The organism is Streptomyces sp. NPDC048420 (assembly GCF_040651535.1).
In the GTDB taxonomy this organism is placed as follows: Bacteria; Actinomycetota; Actinomycetes; order Streptomycetales; family Streptomycetaceae; genus Streptomyces.
Genome location: NZ_JBEZKG010000013.1, coordinates 133,023 through 152,072 on the forward strand (window position 1 = coordinate 133,023; position 19,050 = coordinate 152,072).

Below are 19,050 nucleotides of genomic sequence, written 5' to 3' on the forward strand. Positions count from 1 at the left end.
CAGCGTGTCGGACACGGATGCGGACGCCCTGCTGCCGCAGCCCTCCTGAACGGCGTACTGTCCGGCCCCGGTCTGTTCGAAGAGCCCGCGCAGCCGACGGGCTCCCCGTCCTGTGACCGGCGAGACGGCCACTTCGCCGGCCGCTGGGCGTGGCCGGAGGCCTCGCGCTCGCCGTCGTCGACGAGGACCGGGCGGTCCGACGGCGGGACTGGGGCAGCGTGTCGGACACGGATGCGGACGCCCTGCTGCCGCAGCCCTCCTGAACGGCGTACTGTCCGGCCCCGGTCTGTTCGAAGAGCCCGCGCAGCCGCCGCGCTTCGTGAGATCTTCGACGCACAGGTCGACGTGGTCGAGACGGCCCAGCCGGCGGGCCGGGTGATGTCCGCCAAGCCGGCGCAGCCGCCTCCTAGTAACCGCGCCAGACGTTGTCGAACGCGGCGTCCTCGATGACCTTCCGCTGACGTACCGCCTCCAGCTCCATCACCGCGTCCCCGACGGCTGCCAGCACGGTGACCGCGTCGTCGGCGAGTTCCTCGGCCGGTTCGTCACCGAGCCCGGCGGCGGCCGCCAGAGCGGCGAGGACAGGTTCGCCCGCCGCCCGGCGCTCCTCGGCCTGCCGCCTGGCCTCCGAGTCCACGAGCTCCGTGCGCCCGGTCCGCAGTGGGACGCGGCGGCCCCGCGAGCGGGTCGTCAGCCCGATCCGCTCCAGGTCGTCGACGTAGGCCGCGGACAGCCCGCGGCCCCGGCGCCACAGCCAGTCCTCGACCGACTCGTACGGCTCCTGCCGTACGAGGGTCTCGGCGGCCTCGTCCAACAGGCGGTCGCCCGTGGGGGTTTGGGCGCTGGGCAGGATGCGGTCGCCGTCCAGGACGAGGGCGTGGGCGTCGAGGAGGTCGAGCATCTCGGCTCCCGCGAGCGCGAGCGACAGATCGCCCTGCTCCACCGGCTTGTCGGTCGCCCCGTCGAGGGCGACGATCGCGAGGTCCCGTGCGGTAGTCATCAGCGGCTCCAGGTCAGTTGGCCGAGTGCGGGGCATGTGCGTCGGGTCCGGCCGCGGTGGGCCGGGTGTCCTCGGTCGATTCTTGCTGCTGCTCGGGGAGCGTGTGTCCTTGTGCGACCACCTGGGCCGCCTGGAACGTGTACGCCGAAGACCTCGCGCAGGCCACCCGAGCCCACACGGTACGGCGTCCTCAACGGGAGCGCGCGGACATCGAGTACTCGGCGCCGGACTTGGCGCAGGAGGCCGAGCACGGTGACGTGGATCCGCTGGGAGGGCGGCCGTAACGACACCTCGCCGGGCTCCGCGTGGACGGCGGTCGCGGCGAGGCACGGGGCGGCCCGTTCCCTGCGGGACGGAGGGGCCGTACGGGAGATCCTGCCGCTGGACCGGGACCTGGCCGCCGATGTCGACGGCGGGCAGCGGGCGTGAAGCGGAGCTGTGGCACCGCTTAAGAAATCCTCGATGGACCAGGACGTGGCCGTACGGCAGATTGCAGGGCGTTTCCACCCCTCGCACCCACAGGAGCCGTAGCGTGAAGGCGCTGGTCAAGGAGAAGGCGGAGCCAGGGCTGTGGCTCGTGGACGTCCCGGAGCCCGCCGTCGGACCCGGCGACGTACTGATCAAGGTGCTGCGCACCGGGATCTGCGGCACCGACCTGCACATCCGGTCCTGGGACGGCTGGGCGCAGCAGGCGATCCGCGCACCGCTCGTGCTGGGGCACGAGTTCGTCGGCGAGGTCGTGGAGACCGGGCGCGATGTCACGGAGATCAAGCTCGGCGACCGGGTGAGCGGCGAGGGACACCTCGTGTGCGGCAGGTGCCGCAACTGTCTCGCCGGGCGGCGGCACCTGTGCCGGGCCACGATCGGGCTGGGCGTCGGGCGGGACGGTGCCTTCGCGGAGTACGTCGTTCTGCCCGCCGCCAACGTGTGGGTGCACCGGGCTCCCGTGGAGCTCGACGTGGCCGCGATCTTCGATCCGTTCGGCAACGCCGTGCACACCGCGCTGTCCTTCCCGCTGGTCGGCGAGGACGTGCTGATCACCGGTGCCGGCCCGATCGGGCTGATGGCGGCGGCGGTCGCCCGGCACGCGGGTGCCCGCAATGTCGTGGTCACCGACGTCAGCGAGGAGCGCCTGGAGCTGGCCCGCAAGGTCGGCGTGAGTCTCGCACTGAATGTGTCGGAGAGTCAGATCGCCGACGGACAGCGGGAGTTGGGGTTGCGCGAGGGCTTCGACATCGGCCTGGAGATGTCCGGGCGGCCCGAGGCCCTGCGCGACATGATCGCCAACATGACCCACGGCGGCCGGATCGCGATGCTGGGACTGCCGGCCGCCGAGTTCCCTGTGGACTGGGCGCGGATCGTCACCTCGATGATCACCGTCAAGGGCATCTACGGCCGTGAGATGTTCGAGACCTGGTACGCGATGTCGGTCCTCCTGGAGGGCGGCCTCGACCTCGCCCCCGTGATCACCGGCCGCTACGGCTACCGCGACTTCGAGGCGGCGTTCGCCGACGCGGCGAGCGGCCGCGGCGGCAAGGTCATCCTCGACTGGACCGTCTGACCTCCTCGACCGGACCAACTGACCTAGGGATTGACGATGTTCGACTCCGTGCGCGACGACCTGCGCGCCACCCTCGACGAGATCCGCGCCGCCGGTCTGCACAAGCCCGAGCGGGTGATCGACACCCCGCAGTCCAGGGCCGTGAACGTGTCCGCGGGCGGCCGCCCCGGCGAGGTCCTCAACTTCTGTGCCAACAACTACCTCGGACTCGCCGACCACCCCGAGGTGATCGCCGCCGCGCACGAGGCCCTGGACCGCTGGGGCTACGGCATGGCCTCGGTCCGTTTCATCTGCGGCACCCAGGAGGTGCACAAGCGGCTGGAGGCACGCCTTTCCGCCTTCCTCCGCCAGGAGGACACGATCCTGTACTCCTCCTGCTTCGACGCCAACGGCGGTGTGTTCGAGACGCTGCTGGGACCCGAGGACGCCGTCATCTCCGACGCGCTGAACCACGCCTCGATCATCGACGGCATCCGGTTGTCGAAGGCCCGCCGCTTCCGTTACGCCAACCGTGATCTGGCCGACCTGGAACGGCAGTTGAAGGAGGCCGCGGGCGCCCGCCGCAAGCTGATCGTCACCGACGGCGTCTTCTCCATGGACGGTTACCTGGCCCCGCTGAAGGACATCTGCGACCTCGCCGACCGCTACGACGCCATGGTCATGGTCGACGACTCCCACGCGGTCGGCTTCGTCGGTCCCGGCGGCCGGGGCACCCCCGAACTGCACGACGTCATGGACCGCGTCGACATCATCACCGGCACGCTCGGCAAGGCGCTCGGCGGTGCCTCCGGCGGTTACGTCGCCGCCCGCGCCGAGATCGTCGCGCTCCTGCGTCAGCGCTCACGGCCGTACCTCTTCTCGAACACGCTCGCCCCGGTGATCGCCGCGGCCTCCCTGAAGGTCCTCGACCTGCTGGAGTCGGCGGACGACCTGCGGGTGCGGCTGCGCGAGAACACCGCGCTGTTCCGCCGTCGGATGACCGAGGAGGGCTTCGACGTCCTGCCCGGGGACCACCCCATCGCGCCGGTGATGATCGGGGACGCGGCGCAGGCGGCACGCCTCGCGGAGCTGCTCCTGGAGCGGGGCGTGTACGTGATCGGCTTCTCGTACCCGGTGGTCCCGCAGGGGCAGGCGCGCATCAGGGCGCAGCTCTCGGCAGCCCATTCCACCGAGGACGTGAACCGCGCGGTCGACGCGTTCGTCGCGGCCAGGGCCGAGCTGGCGGGCTAGCCCGGACGGCTTGAGATAATCGATCTCATGATCGAAGCGCGGCGGCTCCACATCCTCCGTGCGGTGGCCGACCACCGCACGGTGACGGCGGCTGCCGCCGCGCTGTATCTCACCCCGTCCGCGGTCTCGCAGCAGCTCGCGGCCCTGGAGCAGGAGACCGGGCACCGGCTCGTCGAGCGCGGTGCGAAAGGTGTACGGCTCACTCCGGCCGGCGAGATCCTGCTCAGTCACACCAACGCGGTCCTCGCCCAGCTGGAGCGGGCGGAGGCCGAGCTCGCGGCGTACGGCTCGGGGGAGGCCGGGACGGTCACCGTCGCGTCCTTCGCGACCGGGATCGCCCTGGTCGTGGCGCCCGCGGTGGCCCGCCTCGCCTCGACCTCGCCCGGCATCCACCTCCGGGTCCAGGACGCCGAGGGCGACGCCAGCCTGCCGATGGTCCTGGACCGGCAGGTCGACGTGGCGGTCGCGGTGGAGTACCGGGGGGCGCCGCCGGCCGACGACCCCCGCCTCGCGCACGTTCCGCTGTACGCCGAGCCCTTCGACGCGGTCGTACCGGTGAGCCATCGACTGGCCGACGCGGGCGAGGTGCCGCTGGCCGAGCTCGCCAAGGACCCGTGGATCGGCCCCTACCCCGGCAACCCCTGCCATGACGTGGTGGTCCTCGCCTGCGAGAACGCCGGTTTCCAGCCACGCCTGGAGCACTCCTCGGACGACTTCCGCGCGGTGGTGGCACTGGCGTCGGCGGATGCGGGGGTGGCCTTGGTGCCGCGGTCGGCGCTGTTCGGGATGGACCTCGCCGGGGTGGTCGTACGGCCGGTCGACGGGGTGGCGCCGACGCGGCGGGTCTTCGCGGCCGTACGGCGGGGAGCCGAGGAGCACCCCCTGATCCGTCCCGTCCTGGACGCGCTCGCGGCCGTCGCCCAGGGGTAGGGAGCCGTCGGGGTCGGAAATGCCAGGGGTTCACCCAACCGGACGTGGCATATCTGGGATAGCATCCCAGATATGAAACACGTGGAAGTCGATCCCGTCGACACCCGCCTCGGTGCCCGTCTCGCCGAGCTGCGGGCCGGCCGCGGGTGGTCCCTGGGCGAGCTCGCCGAGCGCAGCGGGATCAGCAAGTCCACGCTCTCCCGGGCCGAGCGGGCCGAGATCAGTCCCACCGCCTCGCTGCTGAACCGGCTGTGCGGGGTGTACGGGCGGACCATGTCCCAGCTGCTCAGCGAGGTCGAGGCCGAGCCCGCGCTGCTGGTGCGGGGCGCCGAGCAGGCGGTGTGGGAGGACCGGGCCTCCGGGTTCGTACGGCGGTCCGTGTCGCCGCCGCACCCCGGGCTGCGGGGTGAGCTCGTCGAGGGGCGGCTCGCCGCCGGTGCCGACATCGCCTACGACCGGCCGCCCGTACCCGGTCTGGAGCAGCACATCTGGGTCCTGGAGGGGGCGCTCGACGTCACCGCCCAGGACGTCGAGCACCACCTCGGCACCGGGGACTGTCTGCGGCTGCGGGTATGGGGGCCGACGCGGTTCCGGTGCGCCGGTCCCGGCGCGGTGAGGTACGTGCTGGCGGTGGTGCTGCCGTGATCATCACCCGCCTGGACGAGGCTCAACTGCTGGAACGCGTCGAGGAGTTGGCCGACCTGCTGGTCGACACCGTGGCCGGGGGCGCCTCCGTCGGGTTCCTCGCGCCCATGGACCGTGCGGAGGCCGTGGCCTGGTGGAAGGAGCGTGCGGGCGTGGTGGGCACCGGGCAGTGGAGGGTGTGGACCGCGCACGACGGCAGGCGGACCGTCGGGAGCGTGAGTCTTGTTTTCCCCTTCCCCGACAAGCCCAACAGCCGTCATCGCGCCGAGCTCGTCAAGCTGATGGTGCACCGGGACGCCCGCGGGCGCGGACTCGGGCGCCGGCTCCTCGACCTCGCGGAGGAGGCCGCCGCCGGGGCCGGAATCACCCTCCTCCACCTCGACACCGAGACCGACAGCCCCGCGGAACGCCTCTACCGTTCCGCCGGCTGGACCCGGGCCGGCGTCATCCCCGGCTACGCGGCCGATCCCGCCGGGGTGCTGCGGCCGACGACGCTGTACTACAAGCAGCTGGGTGTGACCGTTCCCACCAGGTGATTGTCAGTGCCTGGGGCTACGGTGCCTGTCATGCCGGACGCCGAAGACGTACGCCGTATCGCCCTGTCCCTGCCGGACACGACGGAGAAGATCGCCTGGAGCATGCCCACGTTCCGGGTCGCGGGGAAGATGTTCGCCACGCTGCCCGAGGACGAGACGTCCATCGCCGTGCGCTGCCCCAAGGAGGAGCGCGACGAACTGGCGCTGGCCGAGCCGGGGAAGTTCTGGATCGCCGACCACGAGGCACAGTTCGCGTGGGTGCGCGCCCGCCTCGCCTCGATCGAGGACGACGGCGAACTGCGGGACATCCTCGCCGACTCCTGGCGGCAGGCCGCCCCGTCCAGGCTGCTCGACGCGTATCCGGGGCTGGGCCTGCCGGGCGACGGCTGAAGGCGGCGCGGGTGGCGGGGTGGGGGCCCAGGCTGGGCCTCAGGCAGCCGGGGAAAGGGGTGCGCGACCACCGACCTGAGTGCGGTATGGTTTCTCTGTACGTTCGGCCAGGGAAACCCCAGGTCAGACGGGCACCGGGACGTGGCGCAGCTTGGTAGCGCACTTGACTGGGGGTCAAGGGGTCGCAGGTTCAAATCCTGTCGTCCCGACGGTGCGGAGGGTCTTCGCAGGCGAGAGCCTGTGAGGGCCCTTTTTCCTTGTGCGGCCCTCCGTCCGGTCACGGTTCGGACGGGGCGTAGGTTGTCAACCGGCGGTCGTGGGCGGTCGGTTGAGAGGGAGACGGACATGGCGAGAGGCCTGTCTCGTAGGGCGGTGCTGGGCGGCGCGGCCGGTGGGGCCGCCCTCCTCACGGTGGGAGCGGGCTCCGTCGCGGCGGCGGGGTGGAGCAGGGAGCCGTACGTTCCGCTGGCCGTGGGCGGCGGGGGCGGACCGGCCGGGACGGACCGTGTCCATGTGCTGAAGATCGGCCCCGACGCGGCGCACACCGTGCTGGTGATGGTTCCGGGAATGTTCGGGGCCGCGAACGACTTCCGCCTGGCGGCCCGGCACCTCGTCGAGACCGTGCCGGGGGTCCAGGTGTGGGCGTTCGACCGGCGGGAGGAGAACCTCGCCGATCGTTCGGGCTTCCACACGGCCGACCCGGCCGCGTACTACCTCGACGGGCACTACCGCTCGCAGGACCCAGCGGACTCCGCCTTCGTCGCCGGGTGGGGCCTGGCCCGCACACTCGAGGATCTGCGCGTGGTCGTACGGGCCGCCGGCCGCGGCGGACGGCGCGTGGTGCTCGGTGGCCATTCGTGGGGTGCGACCACGGCCATGGCGTACGCCGCCTGGGACTTCGCCGGCCGGCCCGGCCACCGGGACGTGTCCGCCCTGGTGCTGGTCGACGGCGGTGTGCGCGGCGCGTTCGACGGTACGGGGGAGCCGGTCGGCAACTCGCCCGAGCAGGTGAAGGAGCGGCTGGCCGCCATCGAGGGCGGCGCGGTCTTCGACATGACCCTGAGCGCCGTGGGGCTCGGCGACCGGGCGGAGAGCACCCAGATCTGGTACCAGCTCGCGGGCTGGTACGCCCACCGCGACCCGGGCGGCGCCTCGGTCCTTCAGCCCCGTGTGCCCGACGCCCTCCGGCCGCCGGTCCCGGTCACCAACGCGGGCCTCCTGGGCACGCTGGTGGACGCGGGCTTCGGCTGGCCGAACGACATCAGCGTGCACTCCGGGCACCTCGCCGACAGCGGCGAGGTGCGCGGCTGGGTCGACGAGGGCATCACCCCTCTCGGCAGGGTCGCCGCCGCGTACGCGGGCGGTCCCGAACCGGCCGTATGGGAGTGGTACTGGCCGGCCCGGCTGTCGGTCGACCTCGATGTCACCGACGTCTACGCCGACACCGATCTGACCCGCTCACTGGGCCTGCGGCTGAGGCACGCCGCAGGCCTGGACATCCCGCTGTACGCCTTCCAGACGAGCTACGCCAAGGGGACGATCGTCTCGGCGGCCCGTGCGGTCGTCGCGAACTCGCGTATCCCGTACGCGAGTTACGAGACGGACAACGGGATGAACCACCTCGATCCGCTGTTCGCCGCCCCGCGGGACAACACCTTCATCCGCACCCTCGCGCCGTTCCTGCGCGCACTACTCGCCTGAGGGTGCGGTCAGCGGGACTCCGAGTGCCACCGGGGTGCCGAAGTTCGGGGTGCCGTCGGCGTTCCAGGTGAACTTCTGTGCCCGGGTGGTGCGGTTCATGTCGCAGCCGCCGCTCGCGGAGCTGTTGGCGTGGTAGACGATCCAGTCCTCGGTCCCGTCGGGCGACTTGAAGAAGCCGTTGTGACCGGGGCCGTACACCCCGTTGGCGTTGGACCGCTGGAACACCGGGTTCGGCGACTTGACCCAGGAGGAGGAGCTCAGCGGGTCACCGCCGTTGTAGGTGAGCATGCCCAACTTGTAGTCGGGCGTGGAGCAGTGGCTGGCCGAGTAGACGATGAACGTCTTCCCGCCCCGCTGGAGCACCTCGGCGCCCTCGTTGACCGCGCCGCCCACGGTCTCCCAGCTGTAGGTCGGCGTCGACAGCACACGCCGGGTGCCGCTCGCTGTCCACGGGTTCGACAGGGGCCGTATGAACATGGGCTGGGAGCCGTTGTAGAAGGTGCCCAACAGATAGAGCTGTCCGTTGAGTTGGAGGATGCCGGGGTCCAGCTCCCAGGTGTTGTCCTGGGTCGGGTCGAGCAGGTCGGCCTTGAAGGTGTAAGGGCCCATCGGGTCGAGCCCCGCGCTCTCCAGCACATGGATCCGCTGGGATCCCAGGTCGTACGGCTCCCTCCCGGCCGTGTAGTAGAAGTACCAGCGTTTCCCGTTGGGCCCGTCGAGCAGGTGGAACTCCGGTGCCCACATCGTGCCCGCCCCGTTGGGCCGGGTCAGGTTGAAGATGACCTGGTCGGGGGCGGTCGCGAGCCCTGCGAGTGTGCTCGCCTTGCGCATGGTGACCGTCGAGTTCCAGGTCGTGGTGGCGAGGTAGTAGTAACCGTCGTAGTACGTCAGCCAGGGGTCGGGCCCGTGCTGGGAGAGCGGGTTGGTGAAGGTGCCCGGGGTGGTGCCGCCACCGGTGAAGGCGGGCAGCCGCCACACTCTGCCGTTGCTTGTGGCGCACGGCAGTTGGACCAGGTTGGTGTTCGACGCCGACGAACCACCGCTCGGCGCGACGCACTTGCCCGAGCCGACCGACACCAGGTTGAAGGTCTTGTCCGTGCCGGACACCGTCACCGGCACCAGCCGCCACTGCTGGTTGGTGCCGCCGTGGCAGGGCCACTGGATGATCGCCGCGTTGTCCGCCGTGGAGGCGCCGTAGACGTCGACGCACTGGCCGGACTGGGTGGTGATCGTGTACGTGTCGCTCGTACCGGAGACGGGCGTGTAGCCGAGGTTCTGGTTGGCGCCCGCCGAGCAGGTGAACGCCCGGAGTTGGGCGCCCGCGGTTGTCGAACTCCCTGGCAGATCGAGGCAGTTGCCGCCGTTCTGGTTCACGGCCGTCGAGGTGAACGAGACGGCGGCGGACGCGGGCGGTGCGACGAGGAAGGCCGTTGCCAGGACGAGCAGGGCCAGGAGGAGTCTGGATCTGGTCACGGGCCGTACACCTTTGCTTCGAGGAGGCCGACGGAGTTGCTGCCGTTGCTTGTGAGCAGCACCCGCAGTCGCGTGGTGTTGGTGGCGGTGAAAGTGACGCTGTTGTACTGGTTCTTGGCGAGGGGATAGCCGCTTGCTCCCGGTACGTCGACGTAGGCGCTGCCGTTCCAGTACTGGAGCTTCCAGGAGGCCGGCATGTCGATGCCCTGGTCGTCGTCGAAGAAGTACACCTCGGCCTTGTTCAGGGTCTTCGCGGCGGCCCAGGTCAGTTCGGCCCACTGCTGGCCGGTCTCTGGCCAGGTGCCCCAGCGCGGGTTGACGGTGTCGTTGGACGAGGGCGGGTCGATGCCGTCGTTGACGGCCGCGACACTCTCCCAGGCGGAGGTGTACGACGCCGAAGCCGTTGCCGACGACGCCTGGTTGGACGGTGGCTGCACACCGCCCCGGTTGAACACCTTGACCTCGGTCAGGCCCGTCCTGGCGCCGGAGGCGTTGGTGGCCAGGACGCGGACACGCTGGGCGCTGATCGCCGGGAACCTCACCAGGTTGTAGTTGGCGCGCGGCGCGGCCGGACTCTTCGTCTGACTCGGGGCGTCCACCCATGAACTGCCGTTGTGGTACTGGATGGTGTACGCCGACGGAGCCCGGTAGGTGGTCGAGGCCGGGCGGCTGTCCTTGAAGTACAGCCGCAACTCGTTGAGGGTGCGGGCGGTGCCGAAGTTCAGCTCGTACCAGTCCTGGGCGGCCGATCCGCCGGCGCCCCAGAACGGCTCGTTGGTGGGGTAGCCGTCGACCGTCCCGGCCGCGGTGCTGCCGGAACCGGTGGAGGAGGCGGACACGGTGGCCCCGGCGGCGAGGTTGGTCAGGTCGGCGGTGAGGTCGACGCCGGCCTTGGCGAGCATGTCGACCATGCGCGGGCTGTCCTGCACGACCTGGTTCGGCGCCTTGAGCCCGGAGACCGCGGTGTGGTGGGTGACCGTGCCGCTGGTGGTCACGTCACCGGTCGCCGGGTCCCAGGTGAAGGGGACCAGCGAGCCGACCGTGGCGACCCGGTTGCCGTTCACGTAGATCGAGTAGCCCTCCGGGATACCGGGGTAGCGCACCACACCGTCGGCCGGGTCGTCCCAGACGATCGACAGGTCGGCGCCCCGGTAGCGGAGGTTGTTGACCGTGAAGTGGTCCCAGCCGATGTTGATCGGGGAGAGCTCCACCTTGGCGTCGTCGCGCGGCCGGAGCCCCGCCACGTCCTCGATCACCGTCCAGTTGCTGCTGCCGAGGATGTTGTGGTGGATCCACGAGCGGTAGGTGATCGAGCTGCCGTTCCAGTCCGCCCAGAACTCGTTGGCGTCCGGCCACTGGGTGTTGCCGCCGACGTACTGTGCCCAGGCGTTCCAGTAGAGGAGCTTCTTGTAGTCCGTCGCGTTCATCCAGGAGTTGGGGTAGTTGCGCAACACCGAGGAGTACAGCCGGAACTGGACCGTGGAGTTGATGGTCGAGAAGTTGTTGGAGCCGGGCTCGCCCGCGTCGGCGGCCGCCTTCTTGTCGACCTGGTTGGCCGTGTAGAAGGGGAAGACCGGGTACTGGGCCGGGTCGTCGTACAGCCGCAACGCCTGCTTGTACGTTGCCGTGTTGGGGACCGCACCGACCGAGAACGGGTAGTAGTTGTTGATCTCCTTCCACGGCACCCACTCGTTGGTCGACTTCAACCGGTGCTCGAACAGCTGCCGGTTGGGGTTCCAGAGGACGTTGACGATGGCGTCCTTGATCTGGTTCGCCAGCGTGCGCATCTCCGTCGCCTTGGCCGTGTTGCCGGTCGCCTCGTAGGCCTGTGCGGCGGCGAGGGCTCCGCTGTACTGGTAGGCGGACTCGGCGCGGTCCATGGTGCCGGGCTTCCAGTGGAAGGAGACCGCGTCGGCGTCGTTGCCGGTCAGGGCGCCCCAGTCGTACTCGATGAGCTTGTTGTTGTCGTGGTCGTAGTAGGCGAGTTGGCCCTTGACGTCACCTTCGGCGTAGTGGGCGAGCTGGTTCGCGATCGCCGGCTGGCCGCCGTGGATCTGGTAGCTCTTCCAGGCCGCCTCGGCGATGTACTGGGTGTAGCTGTTGGACCAGTTCGCCGGGTCGCCCGGGTTGTCGAGGAACCGTCCGCCCTTGGAGACCTGGCCGACGCTGAGCCAGTCGCCGTAGGAATAGGCGGGGTTTCGCAGGTACTTGAGGTCGTCGATGTGCATCGGCTGAGTCAGCGCGATCGCGTTGTTGTAGCCGAGGACGCCCTCGGTGGAGGTCGGGAACTGGAAGGTCTGCCCGGGGATGTCGGCGTCGAGGTTGTTGAAGCGCATCAGCCACCAGCGGTAGTAGATGCTCTTCTTGATCGCCGGTTCCGGTACGTCGATGTAGGGCACGTTCTGCGCCCACCACAGGTTGTAGGCCTTCACGTGCGTGGCGAACGCCGTCGCCGCGGAGTAGCCCGCGTAGGCGTTGTACTCGGTCAGCGACTCGGGGATCTCGTCGGTGACGAAGCCCATCACCACCTTGGCGGTCACCGTGGCACCGGGCGCGACGGTCACCGACCGGTTGAGGCCGCCGCTGGACACCGTGAAGCCGTCGCCGGTGAGCCGGGGCCGGATGGTGGTGAGGTTGTTGTAGGCGTTGACCTGCCCGGTCAGCTCGCTGCCGGTGCCTGTCGTGGCGTACGGCGAAGTCGCCCGCAGTTGCAGGGTGGTCGAGCTGCTCCCGTTGTTCTTGATGGCCAGGTTGGTCACGGCGACGTTGTTGTCGGTGATGAACTTGGTCTGCTCGACCGAGACCGCGCCGCCGGTGTGGACGCTCTTCCAGTGGCTGGGCGTCTGGCGGCGCTGGGAGACCTGTTCGGTGAAGGTTCCCGGGGTGAGCGCGACCGTGTAGGCGCTGTTGTCGTTGATGCTCTCCCAGTAGGCGACCTTGCCGGCGAACCCGAGCCGCGAGGGGTCGTGCTCCTTCATGAAGAGCGCCCGTCCACGGCTCATCAGCCAGGGCCCGGCCGGGTCGTCACCGGTGCGGGCCAGCAGCCGGTCCATCCAGAAGTCGGTGCCCGAGCTCTCCGCGTCGTAGACGGCCCGCATCATGTCGCCGGTGGTCTGGGCGACGGGCGGGGCGGGGATCGCGGGCCCGGTGAAGGTGGGGAAACCGATGGTCTGCGCGGCGCGGGCGGGAGTCGCGAGGCCGACGGAACAGAGCAGGAGGGTCAGGACCACGAGAAGGCGCTGGAGGATGGGCTCTGTTCGTCTTCGCATCGGATGCTCCCCTTTGCTGAAACGACCTTTGGCTGAAACGACCTAAAAGGTTTTCGCAACGTAGGAGCGAGCTGATGGAGTGTCAAGAGAGGTGGATGGCACCCGAGTTCCACGACCGCACGGTTCAGGACAGCGAAGCCGTGGACCCCCGGATCACCACCCGGCAGGGCAGCGTCTCCACCCCCGAGCGGGGAACGCCGTCGATCGCGCCGAACAGTGCCTGCGCGGCCGCCCGCCCGACCTGCTCCAGGTTCATGTCGACGCTCGTCAGCGGCGGCCGGGAGGCGGAGGTCAGGACCTGCCAGTTGTCGAAGCCCATGACGGCCACGTCCTCCGGCACCCGGTGCCCGCGCTCCCGCAGGATCTCGATCACCCCGCGCGCGATCTGGTCGCTGCCGCACAGCACCGCGTCGATGTCGGGGTGCCGCTCCAGCAGCATCGCCGTCGCCGCCCGCCCCCACCCCTCCGACCACTCCGCGAACCGCGGCTCCCCGACGAAGGCCAGCCCCGCCTCGGCGAGCGCGGTCCGGGCCCCGTCCGCCCGGTCCCGTGCCGCGAGATACCCCGGATCGCCGGTGATGTGCGCGATCCGGTTGCGACCGCAGGCCAGCAGGTGCTCGACCGCGATCCGGCCCGCGTCCACGTTGTCGGGCACGATCGACAGATCCGCCGGATCGTCCGAGGGCGCGTAGGCGTAGACGACGGGAACCGGCAGGTCACGGCCCAGGGACGGGCGCGGATCGGTCCGGCTGCCCACCACGATCAGCCCGTCGACCCGGCGCCCCAGCAGCGCGCGCACATGATGCTGCTCGCGGATCGCGTCCCCGCGTGCGTCGCACAGGAACACCGCGACCTCGCCAGCGCCGAACGCGTCCTCCGCGCCCATCAGTATCGGGATGCTGAATCTGCCCTCCAGGTCACTGGTGAGCAGTCCGACGGTGCCGGTCCGCCCGGCGAGCAGTCCGCGCGCGAGCTGGTTGGGCCGGAACGACAGCCGCTCGGCCGCCTCGATCACCCGCTGCCGGGTCTCGGCGCGCACCTGGCTGCGGCCGTTGAGGGCCTTGGACGCCGTCGCGACGGAGACGCCGGCCAGCCGGGCGACGTCGGAGAGGGTGGCGGTGTGCGAGCGGGCGGGGCCGGCGGCGGGTGTCATGGGTGTCTCCTGTCTCGCGTCGCGTGTCTAAACGGTACGCGAGAATTTTCGGTGCCCCACCTGAACTCGTTTTTCTGCATGGGGGATTGACGGGCACTGAGCTCGGTTCTAGCTTGACGAAAGCCTTTTCGGCTCGTTTCTTCCGGGTGCTCGTCACGAAGGGGGATCGTCATGGGGAGCCCGACCGGATCACCGGGGCCCGTCCGCCGTCTCGTCACCGCCGCAGTAGCCCTGGTCGCCACCTTCGGCCTGGCCACGGCCTGCGGATCGGAGGACGACGACCCGGGCGGCGGGGGAGGCGGGGGCAAGGCGGACGCGAAGGGCGTCGACGACGGCGCCACCCTCACGATGTGGACCCGCGCGGCGACCCGCCCGCAGAGCGAGGCCCTGGTCAAGGCGTACAACGCGAAGCACAAGAACAAGGTCGAGCTGACCGTCGTCCCCACCGACGACTACCAGGCCAAGGTCGGCGCGGCCGCCGGCTCCAAGGACCTCCCCGACCTCTTCGCCTCCGACGTGGTGTTCGTCCCGAACTACACCTCCAGCCGGCTCTTCGCCGACCTCACCGACCGTATCGACGCGCTGCCCTTCGCTGACGACCTCGCCCAGTCGCACATCAAGGCGGGCACGTACGACGGCAAGAAGTACGTCGTCCCGCACACTCTCGACCTGTCGGTGCTCTTCTACAACAAGGACCTCTACCGCCAGGCGAAGCTCGACCCGGAGAAGCCCCCCACCACGCTCGCCGAGTGGGACCAACAGGCGCGTGCCGTCGACAAGTTGGGCGGCGGGGTCAACGGCACCTTCTTCGGCGGCAACTGCGGCGGCTGCGGTGTCTTCACCTGGTGGCCGTCGATCTGGGCCGCCGGCGAGGACGTCATGAACGAGGACGGCACCGAGGCCACCCTCGCCTCCGACACCGCCAAGAAGGTCTACGACACCTACCGCGGCTGGGTCCAGGACGACATCGTGGCCCCCGGCGCCCGCGACGAGACCGGGGTGACCTGGACCGGCGTCTTCCCGAAGGGCAGGACCGGCGTGATGCCCATGCCGTCGACGACCCTGGGCCTGATGCCCAAGGACCTCGACCTCGGTGTCGCCCCCATTCCCGGTCCCGAGGGCGGCAAGTCCACCTTCGTCGGCGGCGACGCCATCGGCATCTCGGCCACCAGCGACAAGGCCGACCAGGCCTGGAACTTCCTCGCCTGGTCCGTGGGTGACGAGGCACAGGTCGACGTGGTCGCCGCCCACAAGGACGTGGTCGCGCGCACCGATCTCGCGTCCAACAAGTACTCCAAGGCCGATCCCCGCCTGGTCGCCATCAACCAGCTCGTGGCGGACGGCCGTACGCCGTACGCCCTGAAGTTCGGCCAGACCTTCAACGACCCCAACGGGCCCTGGCTGACGCTGATGCGCGACGCCGTGTTCGGGGACGGGGCGAAGGTCGACAAGGACAACGAGGCCGTCACCGCCTCGCTGGGCGACTGACATGCAGGTGAAGACACCGGACCGGGCGGCCACCGAACTCCCGGTCCGGACGGACCCGCCGCACCGCCGCCGCCCGAAGTGGTGGCACTCCCGCAGCCTCCAAGGCCTCGGATACGCGGCCCCCACAGCCGTGTTCGTCGCCGTCTTCTTCGTCCTGCCCCTGCTCCTCGTCGGCCAGATGTCGTTGCACGACTGGCCGTTGCTCGCCGGTGACCAGGGCGGCAACACCCCGGAGAACTACACCGACGTCACCGACGGCCCCCTGTTCTGGCCCGCCGTCCGCTTCACACTCCTCTACACGGGCATCGTCACGGTCGTCCTCCTCGGCCTCGCGCTCCTCCTCGCCCTGCTGGTGCAGGAGTCCCGCCCCGGCACAGGCTTGTTCCGCACGGTCTACTTCCTGCCCGGCGCCCTCGGACTCGCCTCCGCCTCCCTCCTCTTCTGGGGCATGTACAGCCCCACCACCGGCCCCCTCAGCCGCCCCCTGGAGACGCTGGGCCTGGTCGACGACCCCGTGTCCTTCCTCGGCACACCGACCTCCGCGCTGCTGTCGACGGTGTTCCTGGTCGTCTGGAAGTTCGCCGGGTTCTACATGCTGATCCTGCTGGTGGGCCTCCAGCGCATCCCGCACGAGCTGTACGAGGCCGCCCGCATGGACGGCGCGAGCCGCGGGCAGATCTTCCGCTCCATCACCCTGCCGCTGCTGCGGCCGTCCCTCGCCCTGTCGTTGCTGCTGTGCGTGACCGGATCGCTGCTGGCCTTCGACCAGTTCTTCGTCCTCACCAAGGGCGGCCCCGACAACAGCACCGTGACCGTGGTGCAGTTGATCTACCGGGAGGCGTTCCAACGCCTCAACCTCGGTACGGCGGCGGCCCTTTCGATCATCGTGCTGGCCGTGCTGCTGCTCCTCAACATCCTTCAGTTCCGCGGTCTGCGCCACGCCGACGAGTCATGAAAGGGGACTTCGCCGTGCGCACCCGACCTCTTGGACAGACGCCGTACTACGTCGTCGCCTCAGGCCTGGCCGTCATCTTCCTCTTCCCGCTGCTGTGGAACACCTGGGCCTCGGTCAGCGCACAGCCCGGCACCGCCCAGGAATCCGGCTACGGCCTCGGCAACTACCGCACGCTGCTCGACTACGACGCCGGCCTGTGGCGCTATCTCCTCAACTCGACCGTCGTCTCGGCCCTCACAGTCCTGCTGACCCTCGGTGTGTCGCTCCTCGGCGGCTACGCCTTCGCCCGCTTCAGCTTCCCCGGCAAGAACCTGCTGTTCCTGCTGACCCTGGCCATCCTGATGGTCCCGTACGCCACCCTCCTCATCCCCCTCTACGTCCTCCTCGGCCGGCTGCACCTGCAGAACTCCCTGATCGGGCTGAGCCTGGTCCTCGCCATGTTCCAACTCCCGTTCGCCACCTTCATGATGAGGATCTCCTTCGAGGCGGTCCCACGTGAACTGGAGGAGTCGGCCCTCGTCGACGGCTGCGGTACCGCGGGCGCCCTGCGCCGGGTACTGCTCCCGGCGGTCCGGCCGGGTCTGATCACCGTGGGCCTGTTCGCCTTCCTCGCGGCCTGGAACGACTTCATCGCCCCGCTGATCCTCATCTCCGACAGCGAGAAGGCCCCGCTGCCGCTGGCCGTGGCGAACCTGCGGCAACAGAGCATGGGTGCCGTGGACTACGGCGCCACCGAGGCGGGCGTGGTGGTCCTCGCCGTCCCCTGTCTCCTCGTGTTCCTGCTTCTGCAACGGCATTACGTGCGCGGATTCATGTCGGGTGCCCTGAAGGGATGATGCGTTGAAGCCGAACTCGAAGGCGGACACGGACCTCGCAGTACCGGTAGCCCCGAGCCGCGGTCGCCTACGGCCCCTCGGTCTCGACGAGGTCCGGATCACCGGCGGTTTCTGGGCCCGGCGCCGGGACGTCAACGCCACCGCCACCCTCGACCACTGCCGTGCATGGGAGGAACGCGTCGGCTGGACCGGCAACTTCCGCGCACCCGTGGCGGCCCGCCGCGGAAGGGAGTTCGCCGACTCCGACGTCTACAAGCTGCTCGAAGCGATGACCTGGGCAGGCGTCGGCTTCGACCCGGTCACCGAGGCGATCGCCTCCGCCCAGGAACCCGACGGCTACCTCAACACCGCCTACGGCCGCCCCGGCCAGCAGCCCCGCTACAGCGACCTCGAATGGGGCCACGAGCTGTACTGCTACGGCCACTTGATCCAGGCGGGCGTGGCCCAGATCCGCACCCGGGGCGAAGGGGAGCTGGCGAAGGTCGCCCGCCGGGCCGCCGACCATGTGTGCGCCACGTTCGGTCCCGGAGGCATCGAAGGCGTCTGCGGGCACCCCGAGATCGAGACCGCCCTCGTCGAACTGTTCCGCGCGACAGGCGAGCAACGCTACCTCGACCAGGCCGCCCTCTTCATCGACCGCCGAGGCCAAGGCACCCTCGCGGACGGCGAGTTCGGACGCGCCTACTACCAGGACGACATCCCCGTACGACAGGCGACCGTCCTGCGCGGCCACGCCGTCCGCGCCCTCTACCTCGCCTCCGGAGCCGTCGACGTCGCCGTGGAGACCGGCGACGACGAACTCCTCGCGGCGGTCGTACGGCAGTGGGAGACCACGGTCGCCCGCCGCACCTACCTGACCGGCGGCATGGGCTCCCACCATCGCGACGAGTCCTTCGGCGACGACTTCGTCCTCCCGCCCGACCGCGCCTACTCGGAGACGTGTGCCGCCGTCGCCTCCGTGATGCTCAGCTGGCGGCTCCTCCTCGCCACCGGCGAACCACGCTTCGCCGACCTCGCCGAGCGGACCCTGTTCAACGTCGTGGCGACCTCACCGTCCGAGGACGGCCGGTCCTTCTTCTACGCCAACACCCTGCACCGCCGCCGACGCGGCACCGTCCCCGCCGCGGACGCCGTGAGCCCACGAGCCGAATCCAGCCTCCGCGCCCCCTGGTTCGCGGTGTCCTGCTGCCCGACCAACGTGGCCCGCACCCTGGCTGTGCTGCCCACCTGTCTGGCCTCCGTCGACGACCACGGCATCCAGCTCCACCAGTACGCGGATGCCGAGATCTGCGTCGACGGCATCGCTCTGCGGGTCCGTACCGACTACCCGTCCGGCGGGACCGTGACCGTCCGGATCGCCCGTTCCCCGGACCATCCGTGGACCCTGTCTTTGCGCGTCCCGGCCTGGACCGAGGGCGCCACGGCCAGGCTGGTGGACACGGACGGGAGCGTCCGTACGGTCACCCCGGGCACGGCTGCCGTCACCCGTGTCTTCCGCCCCGGCGACGAGGTCCGGCTCGAACTGCCCGTCGTGCCACGCTGGATCACGCCGGACCCCCGCGTCGACGCGGTCCGTGGCACGCTCGCCGTCCAGCGCGGCCCGCTCGTGTACTGCGCCGAGTCCGTGGACCTGCCCGACGGACGGGACGTCGACGCCGTACGGGTGGATCCGACCGCCGAACCGGTGGACGGACCGGACGACACGGTCGTGGTGCCGGGTGAACTGGCTGTGCCGGACGACCGGCCGTGGCCGTTCCCCCCACTGGACCGGAGCGAGGTGTCCGCCGCCGAGCAGCGGGGGATCGTGCTGGTGCCTTACAACTCCTGGGCGAACCGCGGCCCTTCGACGATGCGTGTGTGGCTGCCGATGACCCACCCCTGAC

Annotated in this window: 16 protein-coding genes and 1 tRNA gene; 13 read left to right on the plus strand and 4 right to left on the minus strand. The window is 70.2% G+C overall.

Annotated features, from left to right (window positions below):
- Positions 1-406 precede the first annotated feature (406 nt).
- Positions 407-1,000 carry a GPP34 family phosphoprotein gene (locus tag AB0D34_RS25410; protein ID WP_362665067.1) on the minus strand — a complete coding sequence of 198 codons (594 nt, stop codon included), beginning with the start codon at positions 998-1,000 and terminating at the stop codon, positions 407-409.
- 252 nt (positions 1,001-1,252) lie between these two features.
- Between AB0D34_RS25410 and AB0D34_RS25415 the strand changes: the two genes are divergently transcribed.
- The 9 genes from AB0D34_RS25415 to AB0D34_RS25455 all read left to right on the plus strand — a co-directional run bounded on the left by AB0D34_RS25415 (position 1,253) and on the right by AB0D34_RS25455 (position 7,993).
- Positions 1,253-1,429, plus strand: coding sequence for a hypothetical protein (locus AB0D34_RS25415; protein WP_362665069.1), 177 nt, complete (start codon positions 1,253-1,255; stop codon positions 1,427-1,429).
- A 103-nt stretch (positions 1,430-1,532) separates the two neighbouring features.
- Entirely contained in the window at positions 1,533-2,561 is a 1,029-nt protein-coding gene (tdh, locus tag AB0D34_RS25420; RefSeq protein ID WP_362665071.1) for an L-threonine 3-dehydrogenase, read from the plus strand.
- Positions 2,562-2,597: 36 nt separating this feature from the next.
- Positions 2,598-3,791, plus strand: coding sequence for a glycine C-acetyltransferase (locus AB0D34_RS25425; RefSeq protein WP_362665073.1), 1,194 nt, complete (start codon positions 2,598-2,600; stop codon positions 3,789-3,791).
- 27 nt (positions 3,792-3,818) lie between these two features.
- A complete protein-coding gene (locus tag AB0D34_RS25430) occupies positions 3,819-4,721 on the plus strand; it encodes a LysR family transcriptional regulator (protein ID WP_362665075.1) in 903 nt (300 codons plus the stop codon).
- A 72-nt stretch (positions 4,722-4,793) separates the two neighbouring features.
- Entirely contained in the window at positions 4,794-5,366 is a 573-nt protein-coding gene (locus AB0D34_RS25435) for a helix-turn-helix domain-containing protein (protein WP_362665077.1), read from the plus strand.
- Complete coding sequence (locus AB0D34_RS25440; RefSeq protein ID WP_362665079.1) at positions 5,363-5,902, plus strand: GNAT family N-acetyltransferase; 540 nt, start codon at positions 5,363-5,365, stop codon at positions 5,900-5,902. The genes AB0D34_RS25435 and AB0D34_RS25440 overlap by 4 nt, the downstream gene beginning before the upstream one ends.
- 30 nt (positions 5,903-5,932) lie before the next feature.
- Complete coding sequence (locus tag AB0D34_RS25445; RefSeq protein ID WP_362665081.1) at positions 5,933-6,292, plus strand: MmcQ/YjbR family DNA-binding protein; 360 nt, start codon at positions 5,933-5,935, stop codon at positions 6,290-6,292.
- Between the two features lie 135 nt (positions 6,293-6,427).
- Positions 6,428-6,501 (plus strand) — tRNA-Pro (locus tag AB0D34_RS25450).
- Positions 6,502-6,637: 136 nt separating this feature from the next.
- Positions 6,638-7,993, plus strand: a complete 1,356-nt coding sequence (locus tag AB0D34_RS25455) for an alpha/beta fold hydrolase (protein WP_362665083.1) — start codon at positions 6,638-6,640, stop codon at positions 7,991-7,993.
- Here AB0D34_RS25455 and AB0D34_RS25460 read toward each other — a convergent pair.
- The 3 genes from AB0D34_RS25460 to AB0D34_RS25470 form a co-directional block, all read right to left on the minus strand.
- Positions 7,982-9,466 (minus strand): family 43 glycosylhydrolase, encoded by a 1,485-nt coding sequence (locus AB0D34_RS25460; RefSeq protein WP_362665085.1) that lies wholly within the window; start codon positions 9,464-9,466, stop codon positions 7,982-7,984. The genes AB0D34_RS25455 and AB0D34_RS25460 overlap by 12 nt on opposite strands.
- Positions 9,463-12,735, minus strand: a complete 3,273-nt coding sequence (locus AB0D34_RS25465) for a discoidin domain-containing protein (RefSeq protein ID WP_362665087.1) — start codon at positions 12,733-12,735, stop codon at positions 9,463-9,465. The genes AB0D34_RS25460 and AB0D34_RS25465 overlap by 4 nt, the downstream gene beginning before the upstream one ends.
- Positions 12,736-12,859: 124 nt before the next feature.
- A complete protein-coding gene (locus tag AB0D34_RS25470) occupies positions 12,860-13,888 on the minus strand; it encodes a LacI family DNA-binding transcriptional regulator (RefSeq protein ID WP_362665089.1) in 1,029 nt (342 codons plus the stop codon).
- Between the two features lie 171 nt (positions 13,889-14,059).
- Here AB0D34_RS25470 and AB0D34_RS25475 point away from each other — a divergent pair, with 171 nt between their 5' ends.
- The 4 genes from AB0D34_RS25475 to AB0D34_RS25490 are packed head-to-tail and all read left to right on the plus strand — an operon-like array spanning position 14,060 to position 19,049.
- A complete protein-coding gene (locus AB0D34_RS25475; protein WP_362665091.1) occupies positions 14,060-15,376 on the plus strand; it encodes a sugar ABC transporter substrate-binding protein in 1,317 nt (438 codons plus the stop codon).
- A gap of 1 nt (position 15,377) precedes the next feature.
- Positions 15,378-16,331 carry a sugar ABC transporter permease gene (locus AB0D34_RS25480; protein WP_362665094.1) on the plus strand — a complete coding sequence of 318 codons (954 nt, stop codon included), beginning with the start codon at positions 15,378-15,380 and terminating at the stop codon, positions 16,329-16,331.
- Between the two features lie 14 nt (positions 16,332-16,345).
- On the plus strand, positions 16,346-17,167 hold the full coding sequence (locus AB0D34_RS25485; RefSeq protein WP_362665096.1) for a carbohydrate ABC transporter permease: 822 nt from the start codon (positions 16,346-16,348) through the stop codon (positions 17,165-17,167).
- Between the two features lie 4 nt (positions 17,168-17,171).
- The gene (locus tag AB0D34_RS25490) at positions 17,172-19,049 is read left to right on the plus strand and encodes a beta-L-arabinofuranosidase domain-containing protein (protein ID WP_362665098.1); all 1,878 of its coding nucleotides are present in this window, start codon (positions 17,172-17,174) and stop codon (positions 19,047-19,049) included.
- Position 19,050 lies beyond the last annotated feature (1 nt).